The following is a 415-nucleotide window of genomic DNA, read 5'->3' as shown; positions in this document are numbered from 1 at the left end:
CCGCGAGGGCGGCGAGCGCCTGCAGGCAGCGGCGGCGCGTCGGAGTGGTGCCGGCGGCTCCACTGGCATATCGGGGGGAAGCGGTAGGCGTCATGGCAGGCCTTTCCTGGACATCGGGGACGGCACGGAAGGTGACGAATTCATCGGCGGCGCGTGGGGCAGGTGCCCGCGTGCGCTCTGGGTTGCAACGACCGGCGCGCACCTCAGGCGTACATGAACTCGGGGGAAGAGAGCAAGAAAGTGTTCCATTCCGCCGGTGATCCCGCGCGCGCCAGCGCCACGCGCGTGGCGGGAGCGAGCTGCGGCTCCATCGCGCGGAAGGCGGCGCTCTGCGCGATGGCGGGTGGCTGCACCTTCGGCGGCGGCGCGCCTTCGGCCCGGAACAGCGCGCCCGTGCCGGCGCCGCCCAGGGCGC

The 415-nt window shown here is 73.7% G+C and carries 1 pseudogene; it reads right to left on the bottom strand.

Going from position 1 to position 415, the window contains the following annotated elements:
* Positions 1–203: 203 nt before the first annotated feature.
* Positions 204–415: pseudogene (locus tag AC066S_RS39680) on the bottom strand (DUF1800 domain-containing protein); the annotation flags it as partial.

The organism is Bradyrhizobium sp. CFUWI (assembly GCF_056429085.1).
The sequence above is the reverse complement of the archived record's forward strand: the minus strand, read 5'-3'. Positions and strand labels throughout refer to the sequence as shown.